The organism is Flavobacterium soyae (assembly GCF_045348165.1).
Taxonomy (GTDB): Bacteria; Bacteroidota; Bacteroidia; order Flavobacteriales; family Flavobacteriaceae; genus Flavobacterium; species Flavobacterium soyae.
Genome location: NZ_CP150845.1, coordinates 4,641,116 through 4,656,826 on the forward strand (window position 1 = coordinate 4,641,116; position 15,711 = coordinate 4,656,826).

Annotated in this window: 15 protein-coding genes and 1 other RNA gene; 8 read left to right on the forward strand and 8 right to left on the reverse strand. The window is 32.6% G+C overall.

The window, feature by feature from the left end:
- Nucleotides 1-233: 233 nt before the first annotated feature.
- Both AABD74_RS19205 and AABD74_RS19210 read left to right on the forward strand, forming a co-directional pair.
- A complete protein-coding gene (locus AABD74_RS19205) occupies nucleotides 234-1,055 on the forward strand; it encodes a DUF3822 family protein (RefSeq protein ID WP_232680124.1) in 822 nt (273 codons plus the stop codon).
- On the forward strand, nucleotides 1,052-1,657 hold the full coding sequence (locus AABD74_RS19210) for an RsmD family RNA methyltransferase (protein ID WP_232680122.1): 606 nt from the start codon (nucleotides 1,052-1,054) through the stop codon (nucleotides 1,655-1,657). The genes AABD74_RS19205 and AABD74_RS19210 overlap by 4 nt, the downstream gene beginning before the upstream one ends.
- An 84-nt stretch (nucleotides 1,658-1,741) precedes the next feature.
- Here AABD74_RS19210 and AABD74_RS19215 read toward each other — a convergent pair whose 3' ends face one another.
- Nucleotides 1,742-3,859, reverse strand: coding sequence for a TonB-dependent receptor domain-containing protein (locus tag AABD74_RS19215; RefSeq protein ID WP_406843972.1), 2,118 nt, complete (start codon nucleotides 3,857-3,859; stop codon nucleotides 1,742-1,744).
- Between the two features lie 246 nt (nucleotides 3,860-4,105).
- Between AABD74_RS19215 and AABD74_RS19220 the strand changes: the two genes are divergently transcribed.
- The 3 genes from AABD74_RS19220 to AABD74_RS19230 all read left to right on the forward strand — a co-directional run bounded on the left by AABD74_RS19220 (nucleotide 4,106) and on the right by AABD74_RS19230 (nucleotide 6,450).
- On the forward strand, nucleotides 4,106-5,464 hold the full coding sequence (locus AABD74_RS19220; protein WP_406843973.1) for a sensor histidine kinase: 1,359 nt from the start codon (nucleotides 4,106-4,108) through the stop codon (nucleotides 5,462-5,464).
- A 10-nt stretch (nucleotides 5,465-5,474) separates the two neighbouring features.
- A complete protein-coding gene (locus AABD74_RS19225) occupies nucleotides 5,475-6,161 on the forward strand; it encodes a response regulator transcription factor (RefSeq protein ID WP_406843974.1) in 687 nt (228 codons plus the stop codon).
- A 94-nt stretch (nucleotides 6,162-6,255) separates the two neighbouring features.
- The gene (locus AABD74_RS19230; protein ID WP_232680113.1) at nucleotides 6,256-6,450 is read left to right on the forward strand and encodes a hypothetical protein; all 195 of its coding nucleotides are present in this window, start codon (nucleotides 6,256-6,258) and stop codon (nucleotides 6,448-6,450) included.
- Between the two features lie 72 nt (nucleotides 6,451-6,522).
- On the opposite strand, the gene AABD74_RS19235 is transcribed toward AABD74_RS19230, so the two are convergent.
- The 3 genes from AABD74_RS19235 to rnpB all read right to left on the reverse strand — a co-directional run bounded on the left by AABD74_RS19235 (nucleotide 6,523) and on the right by rnpB (nucleotide 9,171).
- Nucleotides 6,523-7,440 carry a ketopantoate reductase family protein gene (locus AABD74_RS19235; RefSeq protein ID WP_232680111.1) on the reverse strand — a complete coding sequence of 306 codons (918 nt, stop codon included), beginning with the start codon at nucleotides 7,438-7,440 and terminating at the stop codon, nucleotides 6,523-6,525.
- Between the two features lie 127 nt (nucleotides 7,441-7,567).
- Nucleotides 7,568-8,818 (reverse strand): cation:dicarboxylate symporter family transporter, encoded by a 1,251-nt coding sequence (locus tag AABD74_RS19240; RefSeq protein ID WP_406843975.1) that lies wholly within the window; start codon nucleotides 8,816-8,818, stop codon nucleotides 7,568-7,570.
- Between the two features lie 31 nt (nucleotides 8,819-8,849).
- Nucleotides 8,850-9,171, reverse strand: an RNA gene (rnpB, locus tag AABD74_RS19245) — RNase P RNA component class A.
- A 126-nt stretch (nucleotides 9,172-9,297) separates the two neighbouring features.
- Between rnpB and AABD74_RS19250 the strand changes: the two genes are divergently transcribed.
- Nucleotides 9,298-9,591: a hypothetical protein gene (locus AABD74_RS19250; protein ID WP_057120656.1), complete on the forward strand. Its 294-nt coding sequence runs from the start codon at nucleotides 9,298-9,300 to the stop codon at nucleotides 9,589-9,591.
- Nucleotides 9,592-10,000: 409 nt separating this feature from the next.
- Nucleotides 10,001-11,086, forward strand: coding sequence for a DNA polymerase III subunit gamma/tau (gene dnaX / locus AABD74_RS19255; protein ID WP_232680108.1), 1,086 nt, complete (start codon nucleotides 10,001-10,003; stop codon nucleotides 11,084-11,086).
- 100 nt (nucleotides 11,087-11,186) lie between these two features.
- On the opposite strand, the gene AABD74_RS19260 is transcribed toward dnaX, so the two are convergent.
- The gene (locus AABD74_RS19260; RefSeq protein WP_406843976.1) at nucleotides 11,187-11,333 is read right to left on the reverse strand and encodes a hypothetical protein; all 147 of its coding nucleotides are present in this window, start codon (nucleotides 11,331-11,333) and stop codon (nucleotides 11,187-11,189) included.
- Nucleotides 11,334-11,385: 52 nt separating this feature from the next.
- Between AABD74_RS19260 and AABD74_RS19265 the strand changes: the two genes are divergently transcribed.
- Nucleotides 11,386-11,760, forward strand: coding sequence for a hypothetical protein (locus AABD74_RS19265; RefSeq protein ID WP_232680104.1), 375 nt, complete (start codon nucleotides 11,386-11,388; stop codon nucleotides 11,758-11,760).
- Between the two features lie 103 nt (nucleotides 11,761-11,863).
- Here AABD74_RS19265 and AABD74_RS19270 read toward each other — a convergent pair whose 3' ends face one another.
- The 3 genes from AABD74_RS19270 to AABD74_RS19280 are packed head-to-tail and all read right to left on the reverse strand — an operon-like array spanning nucleotide 11,864 to nucleotide 15,359.
- The gene (locus tag AABD74_RS19270; protein ID WP_232680102.1) at nucleotides 11,864-12,754 is read right to left on the reverse strand and encodes a Ppx/GppA phosphatase family protein; all 891 of its coding nucleotides are present in this window, start codon (nucleotides 12,752-12,754) and stop codon (nucleotides 11,864-11,866) included.
- 35 nt (nucleotides 12,755-12,789) lie between these two features.
- Nucleotides 12,790-14,868 (reverse strand): polyphosphate kinase 1, encoded by a 2,079-nt coding sequence (gene ppk1 / locus AABD74_RS19275; protein WP_406843977.1) that lies wholly within the window; start codon nucleotides 14,866-14,868, stop codon nucleotides 12,790-12,792.
- 5 nt (nucleotides 14,869-14,873) lie between these two features.
- Complete coding sequence (locus tag AABD74_RS19280) at nucleotides 14,874-15,359, reverse strand: histidine phosphatase family protein (protein ID WP_232680098.1); 486 nt, start codon at nucleotides 15,357-15,359, stop codon at nucleotides 14,874-14,876.
- Between the last annotated feature and the right edge of the window lie 352 nt (nucleotides 15,360-15,711).

Consider the following 15,711-nt stretch of genomic DNA (forward strand, 5'->3'; position numbering starts at 1 on the left):
TGCTTACATGATCTAAAAAAATCAAAATAAACATCCAGTAAGCTTAAATTACTTATATAACTTATATGGTTTAGAAAAAGAAAAAAAAATAACGAAACGATAATCCTGCCCTAACGTTCTTGTAATATTGTTTTTTAAAATTGCAATTATATTAGTTGCTTTTTAATTTGTAAGTTTGTGCTCTCCTTAAATTCTTTCTTGAAACAAAACAGGTAACGAATTGTAAATCAATTATGTCAATACACAATACTAATATTACATCAAAAAATTACAAAAAACTTTCGATTCAGGTTTCGCTGAACGGATTTTCTTTTTGTTGTTTTGATACCTTAAATAATACCATTACTGCGTTTAATGAAGTTCAGTTTGATACTCCTCAAAAACAAAATAAAATTGAAGATTTATATGCATCAGCATTTAAAAACTATCCTGAATTAAAAGAAACTTACGACGACATTTTAGTCATTCATAATAACAATCTTTCGACTTTTGTGCCAACGCCATTATTTGATGAAGATTATTTAGGAAGTTATCTGCAGTATACCACAAAAGTGTTTGAGACAGATTTTTTTACTTTCGATCAAATCACAAATTACGATATGCATTCGGTTTACATTCCGTATATCAATATCAATAATTTTTTAATTGATACCGTTGGTTCTTTCGATTACAAACACGTAAACAGTATTTTAGTCGAGAAAATTTTGGAAGGATCAAAAAACAACGACGAGAAAAAAATGGTGGTTAATTTTAACCCTGAGCATTTTGAAATTATCGTCGTACAAAATCAAAAGTTATTGTTATTCAACTCTTTTGAATATCAAACTCCTGAGGATTTTATTTATTACATTCTTTTTACAGCCGAGCAATTAAATCTAAATCCAGAGATTTTTCAATTGGAACTACTTGGAACAATTCACCAAAACGATCCGTTTTACGACATTGCTTACAAATACATTCGTAATATTTCTTTTCTTGACGTTAGCACCTTAAAAGAAAAGAACAACTATACAACAGCTCAGAATCAAAAACATTATATCTTATTTCAATCATGAGAATCATTTCAGGAAAATACAAAGGGCGTAGGATATTCCCACCAAAAAACCTTCCTGTAAGACCTACGACTGATATGAGTAAAGAAGCATTGTTTAATGTTTTGAATAATCATTTTAGTTTTGACGGCTTAAAGGTTTTAGATTTATTTTCGGGAACCGGCAATATCAGTTATGAATTCGCTTCACGCGGAAGCGCGCCAATTACCTCTATCGACGGTGATTTTGGATGCGTTAAATTCATCAAACAAGTTTCATCAGAATACGATTTTGACATTGCAGCCACTAAAAGTGACGTTTATAAGTTTCTGGAAAACTGCAAAACTTCGTATGATATAATTTTTGCTGATCCGCCTTACGGATTAGATCAAACCGCTTTTGAGAAAATTGTTCTTACTGTTTTTGAAAAAGAATTACTTTCAGAAGATGGAATGATGATTATCGAACATTCGAAATATACCAAAATGGATCATTTAAGTAATTTTTCATTTCAAAAAAGTTATGGCGGTTCGTTTTTCAGTTTCTTTGAATTGAATTCTACCGATGATGATGAAGAACTTCCGGGTGAATCTCCTTTAAAAATTGTTGAAGAAGACGAAGGATAATTTATATCAATTTTCAAATTTTTAAAATCCCAAATTCCAAACTTCAATTGGAATTTGGGATTTTAAATTTTGGAATTTTTCATTTTATCGAATTCTACTTTCGTTTTCATTCACATTCTTTTCCTTGAATTCAGTTTCTTTTACTTTCCCAAAAGAATATTTAACCGAGATTGAAATTTCATGAGCATCAACTACATATCTTGCTTTTGAACTGGTATCATTAATGGTGAATTCTTCTGTTTCAATTACATTTTTAAAAACATTATTACAGATCAAAGTACAGTTCCATTTTTTTAAGAATGTTTTAGAAAGCGCCATATCAACAACAAATCTGGGATTTCTTTCAAAGACACCTTTCTTCTGTTCCGTTAATCCCCAAAAACTCAAAACGAAAGTGTATTCTCTTGGAAGTTTAAATTCGTTGTTGGAGTAATAATACAAATACGGTTTTGAGTCTAAAAATTCAGCCGAAGGATCTTCTATTTTTTCGAGAATAAAAACCAGCGAATTGGTTGTTGTCCAAAATTTATAGGTAAAAGGCAGTTCAAAATCAAGGCTTAAACCAGCTTCTTTATCAAAATTTATATCTTTAAAAGTCATTATATTTTGGCTTTTATCATAGAGAAAACTATTATAAACCGGTTTTTTATTTTGCCAATAACTCACTTTTACTGATTTGTCATTGTATTGAAAAGTCGATGAAATTTCATTATTAAAAGTTGATCCTAAATTGATATTACTGGCGTATATAAAATACGGATTTATATAAGTCGCAATATTACTTAACGATGAATAATTGGGACGCGAAATACTTTTGGCATAATCCAAACTAATATTTTTTGTACTGTCTATTGTCATAGAAAGCTGCACTTTCGGGAAAAGATTCGTGTAATTTTTATCGATCAAAGCCGAAGCATCTGTTCTATATTTTCCGCTTACATTGGTATTTTCAACTCTAAGTCCGGCAGAAAAACTGATCTTTTTAATTTTTCCCGAAAGCTGTGTATAAGCCGCTGAATTCTCTTCTTTAAAATCATAATCTAAAGCCGTATTTTCATTTTCTTCGAAATCAAAAATATTAGTATTTGATTTGGATTTTGCTGCAGAATAAAGTCCGCCGTATTCCAGATTCATTTCGTTTTTAAACTTTTTTTCTAAATCAATTCTTCCCGAAAAAACATCAACATTAAATTTTTGGTTTCGGTTTTGAGACAAAGCAAATTCAGTATCATTATAATTATTTTCGACCATCGTTACTAAATTCTGTTGAAAATTCGAATATTGAAAACCTGCAAAAAGCTGCGTATTAATTGCTTTTATCTTTTTTGAATAATTCAGAAATGAGTTTGCAAAATTCTTTTTACTCGAATTATCGCTCCAGGTTAGAACGTTGTTTTCAATGTTTTGATTTTTATTATACGTAAAAGTATTTATAGGAAAAGTATCTGATCGAAGTCTGGAACTAACATTAAACGAAAAATAATCGTCGTCATTTATTTTGTAAAATAAACCGCCTCCAAAAACATATTGTTTACGTTTTGTTTCGGCCATAACATCATACTTAGATGCAATGCCTACATTTTGAATTTGATAATCAATGCTATGACTTTCCCACGGATTGAGTCTATTATAATTGAAATTAGCTTTCCACTCGAATTTGTTTTTCTTGAAACTCGTATTCAAACCGAGGTAATTGTTGTAGTTTTTCTTAAAAGAAGCAACTTCAGAAATCCCAGTTCTAAAACTATCTTTTTTACTGAATTTTCGAGTAATCAAAATTACCGAACGCCCTTCGGCTTCATATTTTGCAGACGGATTCTGAATGATTTCTATCGTTCTTATATCGGCGGGAGCCAAAGCATTTAAATCGTTTATTCCCACTTTTTGATTGTCAATATAAATCAACGGATTTCCTTTGCCAACAACAGTAATATTTTCTTTATCTGAACTTACCAGAACAGTTGGCAGTTTTGCCAATAAATCGACTGTATTTGGAATTGAATTGTAAACAGAACTTGTAACATCAACTTTAATGTTTCCGTTTGTATTGGTAAACGTTTTTTTGTTTTGAGTGATAACAACTTCTTTTAATTGTCCATTTGAAATGGAATCTTTTGGCGTTTCATTTTGTGCCTTTGCGGCAAATGAAAGACAAAAAAGTAAAAACGCAAGAAGAAGTTTTAAGGGCAGATAACGATTCATTTTTAAAAGTTTTTTTTTTGTAATGATGCAAAAATGCTTCTAAAAAAGGGCTGCGTAGGTTAATTGAAGGTTAATGCGGAGTTAACGTCATTTTTGTTCCATAAAAGCATTATTTTTGGGTGGAGAAAATGGGCCGCAGATTTTACGAATTAAACGGGTTTACGCTGGTTTATTTTTTAAGATTTAGTTTAAATATAATCTGTGTAAACCCGTTTAATCCGTGTCATCCGCGGGCAAAAAAACAAAATGAAACAAAGAATCAATTTATTAATAGCATTTTCGGTTGTCGCGCTGATCGTTTTATCGACTATGCAATGCTATTTGGTAAAAACCACTTACGATTATAAAGTGGCGCAGTTTCATACGCAGATTAAAAATGAAATTGCTCAGATTTCTAATAATTACAGTGACATTGATTCGGTTTTAGTTTCCAGAAAAGAAGCACTTTATACTAATTTATCCGAGAAATACATTCAGGGAAAAAATTCTAAAACTGACATTAAAAAAGGGATTTTAGAAAATGAATACCGAAGCGCATTGACGGCACAAATTCAGCGAAAATTTGAAAGAGATTTACCTAATTTCAAAATCGATTTTGCGATTGTTCTCAACAAATTTATTTTATACAAAAACACCAAAAAAGCCGATACAATTTTTTCTGAAAAACCTTTTATTCGAAACAAATTATACGGAAATCTGGCTTCGTTAAATCATGCTTTTTTAGTCCGAAATTATGTTGGAACTACAAACGGAACTTTTGAAAATCAGGAATATCAATTATTGACGGAAGATTCGATGTACGTTTCGGTTATCGACTGGGAAATGATTATTTTAAGGCGAATGGCTTTTATTCTGGTTTTGTCTTTATTCTCGATTCTCACGCTTATAACGCTTTTTGTAATTGCACTTAAAGCTTTAATAAAACAGAAAAAAGTAAGCGATGTAAAAACCGATTTTATCAATAATATTACACACGAACTTAAAACGCCTTTGGCAACTTTAGGGATTTCGACCAAAATTCTGGAGCAGAAAAACATTCGTGAAAACGATGAAAATTTCAATGCAATTATCAATACAATTTCTCGTCAAAACAATCGTCTTCAAAGTTTAATCGATCAGGTTATGGCAAATTCATTGGCAGAAAACGAAATTGAACTGCAAAAAGAGAAAATCGAAGCCGAAGATTTCCTGCAGATAATTGTAAATGATTTTAAAATCACGTATCCTAAAATTGATATTAAAACTGATTTTCAGACTCAAAAAACGAATTTGATTCTGGATAAATTTCATTTAACAACGGCTCTTTTAAATGTTTTGGAAAATGCTGTAAAATACGGTTCGAACACGATTATTGTAAAAACGAAACAAGTTGAAAATCAATTTTCGATTAGTATTGAAGATAACGGAATTGGAATTGCAAAAAACAAACAATCGCTGCTTTTTGAGAAATTTTATCGTGTTGAACAAGGAAATCTGCACAACACAAAAGGTTTAGGTTTAGGATTGTATTATGTGGATCAAATCGTAAAAGCACATCAGGGTTCTGTTAATGTGATTAGTGATTTAGGAAAAGGAACTCAGTTTACTATTTTATTAAAAGTTTAATTACCATATTTTGAAAAAATTACTTTTAGCTGAAGACGATCACGATTTTGCAGCAATTTTAAAACAATATTTAGAACTTCATCAATTTGAAGTAATCTGGGCAGAAAACGGCGAAATAGCTTTAGACTATTTTAAAAACCAGACTTTTGATATTTGTGTTTTTGATGTAATGATGCCCAAATTAGACGGGTTTTCACTGGCCGAAAAAATAATTACAATCAATCCCGAAACTCCCTTTATTTTTTTAACGGCAAGAAAGTTAAAAGAAGACAAAATTATTGGATTAAAACTAGGTGCAGACGATTATATCGTGAAACCTTTTGAGGTCGATGAACTGGTGCTGCGCCTGCAGAATATCTTGAAAAGAATCGAGCAAAAGAGAAGTCTGGACGGAAATAATATAATTGAAATTGGTTCGTATATTTTTGATAACGAACGTTTAACGCTCAATAATAAAAATCATGTGCAGCAGCTTACAGAGAAAGAAGCGGCTCTTATTGAATATTTATATCTCAATCATAATCAGTTATTAAAGAGAGATGAAATTTTAATGTCTGTCTGGAAAAAAGACGATTATTTTTCAGGAAGAAGCATGGATGTTTTTATCAGCAGGCTAAGGAAATATTTTAATTCAGATCCAAACATAAGTATTGAAAGTGTTCGAAATATTGGTTTGGAATTTAAAATTCAAAAGTAATCCTGCAAATCATATAAAATTAGCTAAACAATTGTGTAACAACGAATAACGATTACAATCCTATATTTGTTAATAACTTAAAAATCTAAAAATCATGAACCTAAAAAGATTTTTCGGAGGGTTATTGACGATCCTCGGGATTGTAGGACTTATATATACAGCTGTCATTTTTGCCGGCGCATCAGCAGAAACCAGAGATATCAAATCGGTAATTATTTACGGCATTTTAGGAATTGTTTTCTTTACGTCAGGAATCAGTCTGGTTCGTACAACAAAGGACGAATCCTAATTTTTTTTTAACACATAGAAACATAGTTTAATAAAACTAAAAAAACTATGCTTCTATGTGTTTAAAAGAAAATCATTTAACCAAAACGGCGGCAATCTTTTCGTAAAGAGGAGTTTTTACGCCGTATTTTTTTCCTTCGCTCACAACGTATTGTGTAAGCGAAATGGCTTCGGTATTTTTTCCTGCCAGTAAATCTCTATGCATAGATGAAGTAGCTTCTTTTGGCGATTTTTCTAATTTTTGAATAGTCTGCGCTACAATATCATGCGGTAATTTTAAGCCTTTTGCCTGCGCCACATCTTCAATTTCATGAAGTAATTCGATATAGGTTACTTTCGATTCTGAATTGCTTAAAATTTCACCAATATTTTGGTTTAAATACGAAGTTGCTGATGCTAAAGCTGAAATAAAAATGAATTTTTCCCAAACGGTTTCTTCAATATTTTCAACTAAATAGCTTTCTATTTTTGCTTTTTGCAGAATATGAAGTAATTCTTCTAATTTTGAAAATGGAGTTGTTTTAGATCCAAAAAACATTTTTTCATAAAACCCGATCCTACGAATGGTTCCAGGCGAAAAAATCATCGAAACAATATAAACACAGCCTAGTAAAACTTCATTATCGGGCACTATTTTTTTAATTCTTTCCTGCGCATCAACTCCATTGTATAACGGAAGAACTATGGTTTCTTTTTTAATGCAGTTTTTTAAAGAAGTAAAACTTTCTTCAATATCATATGTTTTTGTTGCGCATATTAAATAATCCAATACACCAATTTCTGACGGATTATTCGAAACTAAATTCGGACGAACAATCGTTTCAGAATCATCGGTTACAATCTTTAATCCGTTTTCGGCAATCGCTTTTTGAGTTTCGCCGCGTGCGATAAAAATGATTTCAACATCATCAGATTTTTGATAGGCTTTCGCCAAAAGTCCGCCGAAATAACCTCCAACGCCTCCAAGTCCTAAAATTCCAATTCTTTTCATAAAATTTCAATTTAATGCCATGAATTAATGCCGCAAAGGCGCTAAGTCACAAAGTAATTTTTAATCTCGCGAAGCTCAAAAAGAAAAACAAAAACTTAGTGTTTTTGTGTCTTAGTGGCTAAACAAATTATTCCTCCAAAATAGGATTCAAATCAAGCTCTGTAAAATCGTGTTCTGTTTTCGAAATTATAATCGTTGCAACAGTATTTCCAATTAAGTTTGTAATGGCTCTCGCTTCGCTCATAAATTTATCAACTCCTAATAAAAAAGCCAAACCTTCTACAGGAATTTTATGCAGCGCTGTTAAAGTTGATGCTAAAACAATAAATCCGCTTCCGGTTACGCCTGCCGCGCCTTTTGACGTAATCATCAAAATACCAATAACGGTCAGGATTTCGAAGAAACTCAAATGTACATCGTACAACTGCGCCAAAAATATCACCGACATCGACAAGTAAATCGAAGTTCCGTCGAGATTAAAGGAATATCCTGTTGGAATCACCAATCCCACAACCGATTTACTACAGCCCATTCTTTCGAGTTTAACCATAATACTTGGCAGAGCGGCTTCTGAAGAGGAAGTTCCTAAAACCAGTAAAAGTTCTTCTTTTATATATTTTAAAATCGAAAGTATACTTATTTTATAATAGCGTAGAATTGTTCCTAAAATTAGGAAAACAAACAATGCCATGGTGAGATAAACACAAAGCATTAATTTTCCCAGCGGAATCAAAGTTGCTAATCCGAATTTTCCAATCGTATAAGCCATTCCACCAAAAGCACCAATTGGAGCGAGGTACATGACATATTTTAAACCGAGGAAAACCACGTTTGAAATTCGTTCTAAAATTAAAATGGTCTGTTCTCTTTTTTGATAAAAATTCAAGGCAATTCCGCAGACAATTGCCGCCAGTAAAACCTGCAGCGTAAAATTGGAAAAGAAAAACTGAATCCATGAAAAATCCTTTGCGCTTCCATTTGTATATTGGCTTGCGTCGCCAAGAGCCAGTCCCGACTTATCAATTTTTCCAGGCTGAAATAAATAAGCAACTGCAACACCAATTGCTAATGCAACGGTTGAAACTACTTCAAAATATCCTAAAGCTTTAACGCCAATTCGTCCGACTTTTTTTAGATTTCCCATTCCGGAAATGCCTAAAACAATGGTCAAAAATATAATCGGGCCAATAAATAGTTTGATAATATCGACAAACCTTTCGCCTACAATTTTCATTTTCACACCATTATCCGGCGAAAAATGTCCGAGTAAAACACCGGCAATAATGGCTATTAAAACCCAAAATGTCAGGTTGGTAGTTATAGTTTGAAAAAGGCCTTTGTTAGCTTTTGAAACAGGATTTGGAGTAGTTATATTCATGAAGATAGATTAGAGTCTTTCACAAATATATAAAAAAAGCAGACCTATAAGCCGGATTCTGTCCCTGATAAATCAAGGCCTTATCATTTATCTAGATTCCGCATTACTGCGGAACTCAAGCTACCTACCCTTCAACAACGGACGAGAAGCCCTTAAATGCTGATATACTTGGTATTTCACCGCATAGAGTTTACCTGGTTTCACTACAGCATTACCTGTACATACTTTCTGCTGCACTTGTCCTAATCCCGATCGAGATCGGGATCGACGGGCGTTACCCGCTATGCTTCTCTGTGGTGTCCGGACTTTCCTCTCTTCCGATGAATCGGAACAGCGATAAGGCGGTCTGCGCTGCAAAAGTAACACTTTATAGACTAAGAATAATGATTTTAAATTTCTGAATTTCATTTGATTTTCGTAACATTTTAATTTTAAAATAGTTATCTTTAAAATTCCGTAATTTTTAAATTCAGTTTATTATGAAAAGAATGTATCATTACGCAACTGTTTCAAAGGCTTTAGATCAATTGAATGAGAAAGGATTTACTTGTGATTTTAATCGAAATGCAGACATGATTAAAAAGAATCCTGAGAAATTTGAAATTGTTCATGTGTATCGATACGAAGGGGAATCTGACCCCGGCGATGAAGCAGTTGTATACGGAATTAAGTCCGTAAACGGTAAAAAGGGCGTTTATGTAGCAGGTTTTTCCGCCGATTCAGATCAGGAAACTGCCAAATTTTTATTTGATTTAAGTATTAGGGGAAGGTAATTTTTAATGATTACATCCAGTTTTGTCATTTCGACGAAAGGAGAAATCACACTCGTAATTCGACAAAGATTGAAGACAAACTATGCGGAGTCTCTGGTGCGATTTCTCCTTTCGTCGAAATGACATAAACGTTGAAATTTCTACAATTAATCTACTAATCATTGACTGCTTTATTGGTCAAATATATTTAGTCCTTTTTCTTTTTGATTTTAAACTTTCGAGATGATTTTTAGGTGCTTATTAAGGTTAAACTTTCTAGTAAAAATATAAAAATCATGTTTATAAAATGAAATTAAAAACCCTTACTTTCACAAACTCAAAGCACTCAAAATCTTCTCTAATATTTATGATTTTCATATTTGTGATTTGGTAATTTTCAGACTATATTTGCTATCGAATAAAAAAGAATATGGAACAATTTGTAGTATCGGCTCGTAAATACCGCCCGCAGACCTTTAAGGATGTTGTGGGGCAGAAAGCCATTACCAACACGTTGTTGAATGCTATTGACAGCAATCACCTTGCTTCTGCTCTTTTATTCACCGGACCGCGTGGAGTTGGAAAAACTACTTGTGCACGTATCCTGGCCCGTAAAATAAATCAGCCCGGATATGACGATCCAACTGAAGATTTTGCTTTTAACGTTTTTGAGTTAGATGCTGCTTCAAACAACTCGGTTGATGATATTCGTAACCTTATTGATCAGGTTCGAATCCCGCCTCAAACCGGACAATATAAAGTATATATTATTGACGAGGTTCATATGTTGTCTTCGGCTGCTTTTAATGCTTTTCTTAAAACATTAGAAGAACCGCCAAAACATGCTATTTTTATTTTAGCTACAACAGAAAAACACAAAATCATTCCAACGATTTTATCTCGTTGTCAGATATTTGATTTCAAAAGAATTACCGTAAAAGATGCTAAAGAACATTTAGCTGATGTTGCTCAAAGTCAAGGAATCAATTTTGAAGATGATGCTTTGCACATTATTGCTCAAAAAGCAGATGGTGCCATGCGTGATGCTTTATCTATTTTTGACCGTGTGGTTTCGTATTGCGGAACTAACTTAACACGTCAGGCTGTAACCGAAAACCTAAATGTTTTAGATTACGAAACTTATATCACTGTTACAGATTTGATTCTGGAAAATAAAATCCCGGATCTTTTAATTGCCTACAACGATATCCTTTCTAAAGGTTTTGACGGACATCATTTTATTGCCGGATTAGCGTCTCATTTTAGAGATTTGTTAGTAAGCAAAACTCCTGCAACTATTGCTTTATTAGAAGTTGGTGAACAGGCACAGCAAATGTATGGCGTTCAGTCTCAAAAATGTTCTCAGGAATTTTTATTGAAAGGGATTGACATTGCAAACGACTGCGATTTAAAATATAAACTGAGTCAGAATCAGCGTCTTTTAGTCGAATTATGTTTGATGCAATTAGCCTCTATCAACTTTGATGGAGAAAAAAAAAAGCTGAGCAATTCATAATTCCGCCTGCTTATTTTAAAAACGGAAGTTTTTCTATTGTTGAAGTTCAAAGTCCAAAGTCGAAAGTCCAAAGTCAAACAGAAGAAAAAGTCAATGGCAATCAAAATGACAATGGCAATTCTGATGTAAATACTACAACGCAAACTCCTGTTACAGAAACTCCAAAAGTTGAAACTCCTGAAATTCCAAGGGCTGAAATTGGCGGTGAACCTAAAGTTTCTGCATTTTCTTTGGCGAGTATCCGCAAGAAAAAAGAATTAGAACAAAGCAGTAAATCTTACGTTAAACCTACATCTGTTTTGCCTACCGAAGAATTTACAGAAACTGAAATGCTTGTGCAGTGGAATAAATATGCAGAACGTTTAGGTCAAAAAGGTTTAAAGATCATGGAGTCGATCTTATTAATCAACGATCCTGTTTTAAATGGAACCAACATCACTTACGAACTTCCAAACGAAGGTTCTAAGCTAGAATTCGAAAGTCAGATGAATGCGCTTTTAGGGCATTTAAGAGGTCACCTGCACAATCATGATATTACAATTGAAGTAATTGTAAATGAAAAAGTTGAAGCTAAAAGAAGTTTCAACGATCAGGACAGGTACAATCGTCTGCATGAAATCAATCCAAACATTGAGCTTTTGCGTTCTACATTTGGGTTGGATTTACCTAGTTAATATGTTTTTTTTTGCCGCGAATTACACGAATTTCCATGAATTAATTTCAACTCTTTTGCGGAAAAATTCGTAGAAATTCGTGTAATTCGCGGCTCAAAAAATCTTAAATTTTACCGTAATACATCGCTTTTACGATTCCGTCAGAAAGTCCAATTTTAGGAACATAAATCTGGCGCGCCCCACTCCATTTCATTGCATTAAGATAAATGCGTGTTGCGTGAATAATTACGTCCGCACGGTCAGAGTTTAAACCTAATTCAGCAATTCTTTGTTCGTAAGTCAATGAATTTAAAAAGGCATATTGAGAATTGATGTAAATGTATGAAAGTGGTTTTTCCTGCTGTTTTCCAGACATTTTAAACAGTTTATTGATATTTCCTCCAGAACCAATTAAGGTAACTTCGTCATAATCTGCTGTATTGGTTTTAATCCATTTTTCGATTTCATCCCAAACTACATCGTGAACCATATTATTAAGTAAACGAACGGTTCCGGCCTTAAATGATCTTGAACTGATCATTTTTCCGTCAGAGAACAAAGTAAATTCAGTACTTCCACCACCAACATCTACAAAAAGATACGTCTCGTCTGTTTTTAATAAATGATGTAAATCAGTAGAAGCAATAATTGCGGCTTCTTTTTTACCATCGATAATTTCAATTTTAATGTCGGCTTTTTTCTTGATTAAAGCCACAACTTCTTTTGCATTATAAGCTTCCCGCATTGCCGAAGTTGCAAATGCCATATAACGTTCTACTTTATGTACTTTCATCAAAAGGTTAAATGCTTTCATGGCATCAACCATTCGATCTATATTTTCTGGCGAAATTTCACCTACTGTAAAGGCGTCTTGTCCCAAACGTATTGGAACACGAACAAGTGAACTTTTATTAAACTGAGGTTCTTTTCCTTCTTGTTCTACAACATTCGATATCAGAAGCCTCATGGCGTTTGACCCAATATCTATTGCAGCAAATTTCCTTATATTAATCATGCTCACTTTATGATTTGTAATTGAATTTTAATTATTTAGTTTACTTTTTCAGGAGCCTCTTCTTGTACCGCAATTTTATCTTGATAATATTTATAGGTTTCAAATTGTGCTCTAAATGGGGCATGATGATTTCGAGGTTTATATTTATTATCTAATTTGTATGAATGATATCTTACTTTTACATTTCCTTTCCATGCAATATTGAAATTGTCTATTAATTCTTTTTTGATTTCATGGTCATAAACCGGACAGGTTACTTCTACTCTTCCGTCAAGATTTCTTGTCATGAAATCGGCTGAAGAAATATAAACCTCGTTTAGACCAGCATTTCCAAAAATGTATATTCTTGAATGTTCCAGATAATTATCGACAATACTTATAGCTTCGATATTTTCGCTCATTCCCGGAATTCCCGGAATCAGTGAACAAATCCCTCTTACCTGAAGCTGAATTTTTACTCCGGCATTACTTGCTTCATACAGTTTGTCTATCATTTTAAAATCTGATAAACTATTCATTTTTAATTTGATAAACGTTTTTCTTCCGGCTAATGCATGAAGAATTTCACGGTCTATCAGTTTTACAAATTTTGTTCTTGTATAATGCGGAGAAATGATTAAATGTTTATATCTGTGAATTCTGTAATTGATATCGAAGAATTCGAATATTTTTGAAATATCTTTTAAAATTCCCTGATGACATGTAAAAAGTGTTACATCAGTATAAATTTTAGCTGTTGACTCGTTAAAGTTTCCTGTTGAAATAAAACCGTAACGACGATTTTTTCCATCCTCAGTTCTTTCGATTACGCATATTTTACTGTGTACTTTAAGACCTTTTATCCCAAAGATAAGTTCTATACCTTCAGTCTGCATCTGTTCTGCATACGAAATATTCGAAGCTTCGTCAAAACGTGCCTGAAGTTCAATTTGAACGACTACTTTTTTACCATTTTTAGCTGCATTAATTAATGAACTAATAATTTGTGAGTTCTTTGCCAAACGATATAAAGTAATTTTGATACTGGTAACTTTTGGATCTAAAGCGGCTTCACGTAAAAATTTCGTCAAGTATGAAAATGATTGATAAGGAGTATGTATCAGATAATCTTTTTTATTTATTTTTTCCAAAATACTTCCGTCAAGACTCAAGCCCGGAACCGGCAGAGGTTCATTAGGTTTATAAAGTAAATCGTAACGTCCTAAATTTGGAAAACTCATATAATCGCGGCGATTGTGATACCTTCCTCCGGGGATTATACTGTCTGTTTCAACAATTTTCATTTTATCTAAAAAGAAACGCAAAGTATCTTCTTCGATTAAGCTGTCATAAATAAAACGAACCGGCTCACCAATTCGGCGGTCTTTTACTGATGAAGCGATTTTTTCCAGCATACTTTTGCTCAAATCACTATCTATATCTAACTGTGCATCGCGCGTAATTTTGATCATGTGTGCCGAAACACTTTTATAATCGAATATATTAAAGATGTTTTTTAGTTTATAACGAATAACATCATCAATTAAAATTACGTACTGTTTATCATCTTCAGAAGGAAGCACGACAAATCTGTTTATGGTTTTAGGAATTTCAATTAAAGCGTAACGAACCTCGTCATTTTTTAATTCCAGACGTACGGCTAAATATCCTAAAGTATCCTTTAAAACCGGAAAAACAGCTAGGTCATTCAAAATAATGGTAACTAATTCGGGACTTAATTTTTGCATAAAAAAGTCCTTTAGAAAACATTCCTGTTTTGCTGTGATTTGATCTTCGTTTATAATAAATATATTTTCTGCTTCGAGCTCAGCTTCGATATTTCCCAGAATACGTAAGCTTTCCGATTGCTGCTGAATTACAATTTCTGTAATATCCTTAATTAATTGATGAGCAGAGACTCCGCCTAAATATTTTTCGCCGGAAATTCCGGAAAGGCTCAATCTTCGAATTGCGGCATATCGAACTCTAAAAAATTCATCTAAATTGTTTGAAAAAATTCCAACAAAACGAAGTCTGTCTAAAAGCGGAACCGTATTATCTGCGGCTTCCTGAAGTACTCTTGCATTAAACGCTAACCAGCTTTTTTCTCTATCGATATATTTCTGTTCGTACACTTGATTTATTTTAGGTCTTTGGGGAATAATGTTTTATTGGTTTTGCCTTTATTAATTGAGTCCCAGCTTTCTGAATCAAATTGCAATGAAACAAAGCCAGAGGTCGGGACATTATCAATAAAAACATCCCCAAATTTATTAACAAAATTTGTAATAGCCTCGTTATGTCCAAAAAGAATAACGCTTTCTAAACTATTATCACATGATTTGATAACTTTTTCCAGTTGTCTTTCATCAAAAGTATAAAGATCATCTTTATAAACGATACTTTCTATAGGGTATGAAATGTTTTGTGCAAAAATTACAGCTGTTTCTGAGGCACGTGCAGCTGTACTGCTCCATATAATGTAAGTCTTAGGAAGATATTTTGAAATATGTGTCGAAACTTCGTGGGCATCCAAAATCCCTTTCTTCATTAAAGGTCTGTCGAAATCTTTTAAAGGAGCTTCCCAACTTGATTTTGCATGACGTATTAAAATTAAATTTTTCATAAACAGAAGGTTTAAAAACCGCAAAAAATGGCTGCGATTTTATTTAAGTTCTAATTTACAAAAGATATTTTAATACTTCTCTTTTTTTTATTTCTGTTAACATTAAATGAAAATTTTAACAAGAATAAATTATTCTCAAAATTTTAACAATACAAAAAAATTGATTTTTCCATTTATAAAAAAATGTACTTCGTCTATTAAAAATGCATTTTGTCGACATTTTGAATTTGACAATAAATTAACCAAATAATTAATCATTAACCATTTAATACCGATTAAGTAACATTGTTTTTATCAAAAAGCAGGGAAAAATCAGTATTAATTTTTCGTCAAACCTGTCAAAAAAATGTTT